Consider the following 7,824-nt stretch of genomic DNA (forward strand, 5'->3'; position numbering starts at 1 on the left):
TAGCTGTACTTTTAGTGGGGATAACTGTAAATTACGGCATTAAAGAAAGGAAGGAATTACAAGCTTTCTCTGAGTAACGAAGTAAAGAGGGGGCTAAATCATGATGGTGGGGCTCGCCTTGCAGATGTCAACGGCGACGGATTAGTTGATATTATCCAGCATGGATTTTACATTTCTTCTGCCTGGTTGAATACCGGCACCGGGTGGGAACAAAACAATTCATGGATACCTCCACTGGATTTTGGCTGGTCAAATGATTATGGTGTAAGAGTTTTAGATGTCAACGGAGATGGATTAGTTGACATAATTATGGGTTACAAAAATGATCTTGGAACTGAATACTATGATGCTTATCTCAATACCGGTGAAGGCTGGATACAGGATAATTCCTGGAACCCGCCTACTTATTTATCATATGCTGATGTTAATGTAGGAATACAACTCGCTGACCTTAACGGAGACGGATTGGTTGATATCGTTACACTACGCTCTGCATGGTTAAACACCGGTAGTGGCTGGGAACAGGATAATTCATGGGGATCCCCAGTATCACTTGCCTCATTTAATACTGGTGTAGTCTTAGTAGATGTTAATGGAGATGGTTTGGCAGATATTCTTAAGAGTATTTATGACAATGTAGGATATACTTACGATGCCTGGATAAACACTGGTAGTGGCTGGGAAAGAGATAACTCATGGAATCCTCCTACACTGATCGCAAGCTACAACAAAGATCAGGGAGTACGGTTTGCAGATTTGAATGGAGATGGGCTGACAGACATTATCAAAGCAGGTTATGGTGATTACCATACCTGGATAAACACTAACACTGAGAGCACAGAAAATTACAAAACACAGGGCCTGCTCAAAAAAATACAGCACCCAACCGGTGGAAGCACGACCATAAAATATGAACCTTCTACGCTCTTCGATAACACCGGGGAAGACGGCGTTTCGGATTTGACCATGAGTATGTGGGTCACAAGCAGTGTGACAAGAGATAATGGTATTACAGGCATGGGAAGTATAGTTTCAACAACCGATTACACCTATAAAAACGGAATGCAGTATTTCGACCCACCGGAAGAAATCGAATTCAGAGGATTTGGCGAGGTTACCGTTGAAAACGAGTATTCGATAGTAAAACACTTTTTCCATCAGGACAATGTGCTCAAGGGCATCGAACATCATACTGAAGTCTGGGACAAAAACGGAAACCTATACAGTTCCTCGAACGCGGAATATACTGCTCAGGAAATGTACCCTGATGTCAACCTGATTTTGCTGGACTCGGAGTCCAAAACAAAGTTTGACGGGCTTGTACAAAACCCGTCCAGTTCAGCTGGCTGGTCCTCTTTCATCAAATATAACGAATATGACGATTACGGGAACCCGCTTTCCATAACAGATTACGGCGATGTGAACACTACCGGAGATGGAAAATATTACCATTTTGAATATGTCAATGCAGTAAATCCGTGGATCCTCGGAAAAAAAACGCATGAATGGGTGGAAGACTCCGATCATGTAAAGAAGAGCGAATCATGGTACTATTATGACGAAACAAATGACAACAGTGCCATCAGCAAAGGGCAGCTCACTAAAACAGTATCATGGAACAATTTGGGAGATAATCCCAATGTTCTGTACGATTATGATGCATATGGAAACATAATCCGGATTACAAATCCGGAAGGGGCTTCAAAGAACATAGAGTATGATGCAAACAATTTATACCCCGTTTCCATTGAAAACGCTCTGGGCCAAAGAGAATGTTACGAATACAATAACCTTGGCAGGATAACAAAAATAACAGACAGTAATGGTATTTCTACGGAATATATCTATGACGATCTGCACAGAATAACAAGGATACTGAAGGTCGATGACACGCCTGATTCTCCGTCCATAGAATATACATATTATCAAGATGGCGTAGCACCTGAAAAAATATCAACCAAAACAAAGGAAAAAGGCGACACCCATCTTGTCGATAATGCCGTGTTCTGTAATTCCACACTTATTACAATTTCTCCATCCTCAGACGGTACCCTGACTGATTACCAGATGAGTTTTAACGTCAGTTACGATCCTGAGATGCAGCCTGATTTTGATGACATTCGGTTTACAGACGGAAACGGAGTTCTGCTTCCATACTGGATCGAGGAAAAGACCGATTATATTTCTGCAAAGGTCTGGGTAAAAGTTCCGGTAATCGACGGCACAGAGAATACTACAGTCAGGATGTACTATGGTAATCCGACAGTGAGCTCCAAATCAAGCATCGATGAAGTTATGATATTTTATGATATGTTCGAGGGCAATTCCATAAATTCAAGTAAATGGATAAGAACGAGCTATGATGATTACCGCATGTATCGGATTTCTTATTCGGTGTCAGATGGTGTTTATACTTCTACTATTGAACCTAGATCTACCTCAGCAATAAGTTTAGGTGGAAGTGTACTTGAATCTAGAGTTAACTTTGAAGATCCAATAGTCTTGCATATAGATTATTATGGGCCTACAGAAATAGGTCACTTCGCTGACGTTTCTTATGGTACTGGTTATTACATGGAGTATAAGGGGGTCACAGATGGATGGTATTACAATTCACATATATATACTAGCCAAACACTTTTGAGTTATTACACTTCAGGTAGTGAGGAAGAGATATATCTTGATAATAGAGTCATGTACCCAGAGTATACTTGGACAGATATGGTCTTCAAATTCGGTGGTTCCAATGTTGCACTTTACGTTAATGGAATTGAGAAAATCAATGTTCTGGGAGAATTTGAAAATACACATGGGACAATTCGACTACCCCACTTCACTTCCGGTGCTCTTTTGAGAGACAAGAATACATTTAAAGTCAAGAATCTCTTTGTACGTAAATATGCATCTTCCGAACCAACTTATACAATTTCCAAATCTCCAAATCATTCAACTTTTGATTCTACCGACTCATATGACGGCTTCGGTCAACTAATCCAGAAAAAGTATGAAGGGGAAGACGGCTGGATTGTCCAGAACACCGCATATAATGAACTGGGCTTTCTGGAAAGTGCTGAAGTCCCGCATTATTCGGATCAATCAGGCTTATCCGTAACCTACGAGTACGATGCAACCGGACGGCCAACGGTAATCACCAATACTGATGGCACTACCCTGAGATATAATTACGAACTTGACAACACCAAGATTACAAACCAGAACGGAGTTGACAAAACATTAACAAGTGATGTTTTCGGAAATATTGTCAAGGTCTATGAATTTAACGAAGGTGAAACTTACGTTACATCCTACGATTACGATGCCCTGAATAATCTAATTGAAATTTCACCTGGTTCTCCAGTCATCCCAGGCACCAGACCTCCATCCAGTGTTTGTCTTACTTATGATTCCCTTGGCAGGAAGGTGGCAATGGATGACCCTGACATGGGCAGCTGGACATACGAATACGACCTGAACGGCAACCTGATAAACCAGACCGATTCCCGGGGAGTTTCAACAATCCTCAATTATGATGACCTGGACAGGGTTACTGCAATAGATTACCCTAATGATGAGGATATCAATTTCACCTATGACCTTGAGTTTAAAGGTACGCTTTCCCAGGTAACAAAGGGGTCCGCATCATCAAGTTACGACTACGACCTGCGCTACAGGGTAGAAAGCGAAACCTTAACCATTGACGGTACACCCTACACCACGTCCTATGATTATGACAGCATGGACAGGGTCACAGGCATCACCTACCCGAACGGCAAAGCCGTCAGCCTGACATACAATGCGCAGACCCTTCTTGAAAGTGTGAACGGCGTGATCGATGACCTTGACTACAACGCAAGGAACCAGATCACAAGAAAGGAATATTCCAACGGTGTGGTCACAACCTATACCTACGACAGTCAAAAACTGCTGCTGGACAGAATCTATGCTGCAGGCCTCCAGGACCTCAACTACGATTTCGATAACGTCGGCAATGTCCTCGAGATCGCGGACAACACCCAAAATTCCGTAAAAACCTACGGATACGACGACCTTGACAGGCTGGTCAGCGCGGATATGTCGGTCAACAGCGTCCCTACCTACCAGAGAGACTTCACCTACGACCAGTATGGCAGTATCAGGCAGGTAACTAATAACGGCGCCACAATCTCCTCTTATGATTACTCTGCGACGCCGTCCCACGCACCTGTTACCTACAACGGAAACACCCTCGACTATGATGCAAACGGAAACCTGATCGACGATGAGGATTTCATCTACGTCTACAACGATGCCAACCAGTTAAGTGAGGTCCGTTACTCTACTAACAATTCCCTTGTGGAAAAGTACTGGTACGATGCAAACGGCCAGAGAATCAAGAAACAGAACTCCGGTGGAGAATTCACCTATTACATTAACAAGTTCTACGAAATCGATAACGGTACATCCACCAGCTACTTCTTCCGCGACGACGAACGCGTAGCCAAACAAACATCCGAAGGCATGGAGTGGTACCTTTCAGATCATATAGGCAGCACTTCCCTGATGGTTGATGAAACCAGACTTGAAGTCGAACGAACCGATTACTTCCCATACGGGCAGGTCCGGTCAGGCGGTCTGGAAAAATACGGGTTTACAGGGCAGGAGAACGATGCAGATACCGGGCTGATGTACTACGGTGCGAGGTATTATTCGCCTGAGTACAGGGTTTTCGTTCAGCCGGATACGATGCTTCCTGATCCTTATAATCCGCAGGCATTGAACAGGTATTCTTATGCGTTGAATAATCCGGTGAAGTATACTGATCCGAGCGGACATTATGTTGAGACTGCCATTGATGTAGCGTTCCTTGCAATGGACATCAACGACATCCGCAGCGGGAATGCTGATAAATGGACCTACATCGGTCTTGCTACTGATGTTGTATGTGCTCTGGCGCCGGGTGTTACAGGCGGAAGGCTTGGGGTTCAGGCTCTGGAGGAAACAGTTACTCATGGTGATGATCTTGCAGGCTTCTTTAATCGGATGGACAAGACGGCGGGTGTAGAGAAGAAAGTGGATAATGCGATTGATGCGGGACAAGCTGTTAATCACGTTGGAGACGCTGGAAAAGTTTTGAATCAGTTGCCAAACTTTAAAAATGCTAAAATTGATTCAAGAAAAATAACTGATTATGCTTTAAACCCAAATAACCCAGTAGGCTCTAATAAAGCTAGAGTTTTCAAGAGTGCTCTTGGCTATGATCGGTCAAATGCTGATGACTTGATTGAACAGATTTATTCAAAGCTGCCAGAAAGTCAGGCGAATGTTGGTAAATTGGATAGATACGGGCAAAGGTATACTGTAGACATGGCGATAACTGGTGCAAATGGTAACGTTGCTACTGTTAGAACCGGTTGGATTTTAGATGCAGGATCTGATAGCCCAAGGTTAACAACTCTGTTCGTAAAGTGAGGAATTAACATGAAGTTTTCAGAACTGGACATCGTAAGAACAAAGAAAGACATTCCTGAAGAAGGTGTCAAAAAAGGAGATATTGGCGCCATAATTATCGCTTTTAGTAAGCCAAATGAAGCTTATGAAGTTGAATTTGTGGACAAAGACAATAATTCCAAACAATTGGTTTTTTTGCCAGATGAAATTGAAAGAGTAGAAGAAACGTAAATAAGCATCAAGCAGGTGAATGACAACGGTGCCAAAATATCTCTTATGGATAATCTATGGCACCATCCCATTCTCCTGAAACTTATATTTTTCACCTATTACATTAACAAGTTCTACGAAATTGATAACGGCACATCCACCAGCTACTTCTTCCGCGATGATGAACGCGTAGCCAAAGAAACATCCGAAGGTATGGAGTGGTACCTCTCCGACCATATAGGCAGCACTTCCCTGATGGTTGACGAAACCGGACATGAGGTCGAACGAACCGATTACTTCCCATACGGACAGGTTCGGTCAGGCGGTCTTGAGAAATATGGGTTTACAGGGCAGGAGAACGATGACGATACCGGGTTGATGTACTACGGTGCAAGGTATTATTCGCCTGAGTACAGGGTTTTCGTTCAGCCGGATACGCTGCTTCCTGACCCGTATAATCCACAGGCGTTGAACAGGTATTCTTATGCTCTGAACAACCCGGTGAAGTATACTGATCCAAGCGGGCATATTGTCGATACTGCTCTTGATGCTGCATTTATTTTGATGGATTTGAATGACATCAGACAGGATCCATCTGACCTGTGGGCCTGGGGTGCACTTGGTGCAGACGGGGTGTGTGCTGTTGTACCTCTTGCAACAGGTGGTGGACTTGGAGTAAAAGGGATTAAAGCTGCCAATGAGATAGATAAAGCTATTGATGCTGAAAAAGCTGTCACTAATACAGAAGAGTTTGTAAAAACAGTAGACAACGGATTGGATGTCGTTGACAACGTAAAATGGTTGGACCATGCCCATAAGCATATGGCAAGTTCAAAGTTGCCATGGAAAGATGTCGTAAAAGGGACAAAACATGGAAGCGCAAAATATGTTCAAGACCTTAATGCTAATAATATAAAAGAACTGGAAACGATGGTATGGAAAGAAGGAACTAAGATTGAGCAAAATGGGAAAACATACAGCATTATGAAGTTTGATGATGTGATTGGTGCAAGTTCTGGAAAAGAAACTCATTATGTTCAGGTAGAGTATAGTGATGGATTCATACACGGCAGACCTATTGATGAATCAAGATATAATAAATTGTTAAAAGATGATAGTTTGAAGTGATATAAATGTTTGAAGATATTAATTTTAACTCAAAAGAATACATTTATAACCCGTATCCAATTGATCAGGGTGAAAATCCTGATTATCAATCATATGATGAAGATATGTTTCAAGTAAATTATAATGTTGACAATACACGTTACACTATTGACGTTGGTTGGTATCCGGCATTTTCGCCAGAAGGCTCCTTTAGAATAGTAATTGTTAAAAATTGTGATTGGGAGAATTTTCTTTACAATAAAAGTACCAGAGATTATAAACAATTGCATAAATATATGGAAGAATGCGTGGAGATTGTCAGGAGGTTGCTAAAATCAACTGAACAAACTTAATAATAAGATTAAGGGAATCATTCCCTTATTATCAATTTTTCAAGTCACATTTTTATTATCGATCCTGACATACTTGTTTTAGACCATATCTAATACAATATACTCGCATTAATTTTATGAATACTTAATCTGTCCAATGACATACTTTAGCTGAGAAATGGTGTTTTTTCATTTTTGAATAATTAGTTTTCATCCAACCGTATACATTGCTTCCTGATCCGTATAATCCGCAGGCGTTGAACAGGTATTCTTATGCTCTGAACAATCCGGTGAAGTATACTGATCCGAGCGGGCACTATGTTGAGACTGCCATTGATGTAGCGTTCCTTGCAATGGACATTAACGATATTCGTACCGGGAATGCTGATAAGTGGACCTACATAGGTCTTGCTACTGATGTTGTATGTGCTCTGGCACCGGGTGTGACAGGTGGAAGGCTTGGAGTTCAGGCTCTGGAGGAAACAGTTACTCATATTGATGATGTTGGTGACTCACTTAAGCTGTTTGATAAGACGGCAGATGGAAAAAAGTATCTCAAGGATGGAAATCTTATTCAAAACGGACATCTTGCAGGAACAAAACATCCAAAGACCGGTGTTCTTTTTGATAGTGACGGTTTTCCAGTCTTTGACCGGAGTTTCTAAGATCTTAAAAAAGAAAGGCTCTTGGCTATGATTATTTACAGTCTAACAAAAAATTAATTAAGTTGACGACTTCAACTTGGGAT

Annotated in this window: 5 protein-coding genes; all 5 read left to right on the forward strand. The window is 41.9% G+C overall.

Annotation, left to right across the window (positions count from 1 at the left end):
* Positions 1-186: 186 nt before the first annotated feature.
* The 5 genes from EO93_RS07190 to EO93_RS07210 all read left to right on the forward strand — a co-directional run bounded on the left by EO93_RS07190 (position 187) and on the right by EO93_RS07210 (position 7,741).
* A complete protein-coding gene (locus tag EO93_RS07190; protein ID WP_162198688.1) occupies positions 187-5,448 on the forward strand; it encodes a DUF2341 domain-containing protein in 5,262 nt (1,753 codons plus the stop codon).
* A gap of 9 nt (positions 5,449-5,457) precedes the next feature.
* Entirely contained in the window at positions 5,458-5,658 is a 201-nt protein-coding gene (locus tag EO93_RS07195) for a DUF4926 domain-containing protein (protein WP_048161721.1), read from the forward strand.
* A 15-nt stretch (positions 5,659-5,673) separates the two neighbouring features.
* Positions 5,674-6,765: an RHS repeat domain-containing protein gene (locus EO93_RS16495; protein ID WP_200898094.1), complete on the forward strand. Its 1,092-nt coding sequence runs from the start codon at positions 5,674-5,676 to the stop codon at positions 6,763-6,765.
* 5 nt (positions 6,766-6,770) lie between these two features.
* A complete protein-coding gene (locus tag EO93_RS07205) occupies positions 6,771-7,097 on the forward strand; it encodes a hypothetical protein (protein WP_048161722.1) in 327 nt (108 codons plus the stop codon).
* Positions 7,098-7,303: 206 nt separating this feature from the next.
* The gene (locus tag EO93_RS07210; RefSeq protein WP_156161252.1) at positions 7,304-7,741 is read left to right on the forward strand and encodes a hypothetical protein; all 438 of its coding nucleotides are present in this window, start codon (positions 7,304-7,306) and stop codon (positions 7,739-7,741) included.
* Positions 7,742-7,824 lie beyond the last annotated feature (83 nt).

The sequence above is a fragment of the Methanosarcina sp. 1.H.A.2.2 genome (genome assembly GCF_000979975.1).
Lineage (GTDB): Archaea > Halobacteriota > Methanosarcinia > Methanosarcinales > Methanosarcinaceae > Methanosarcina.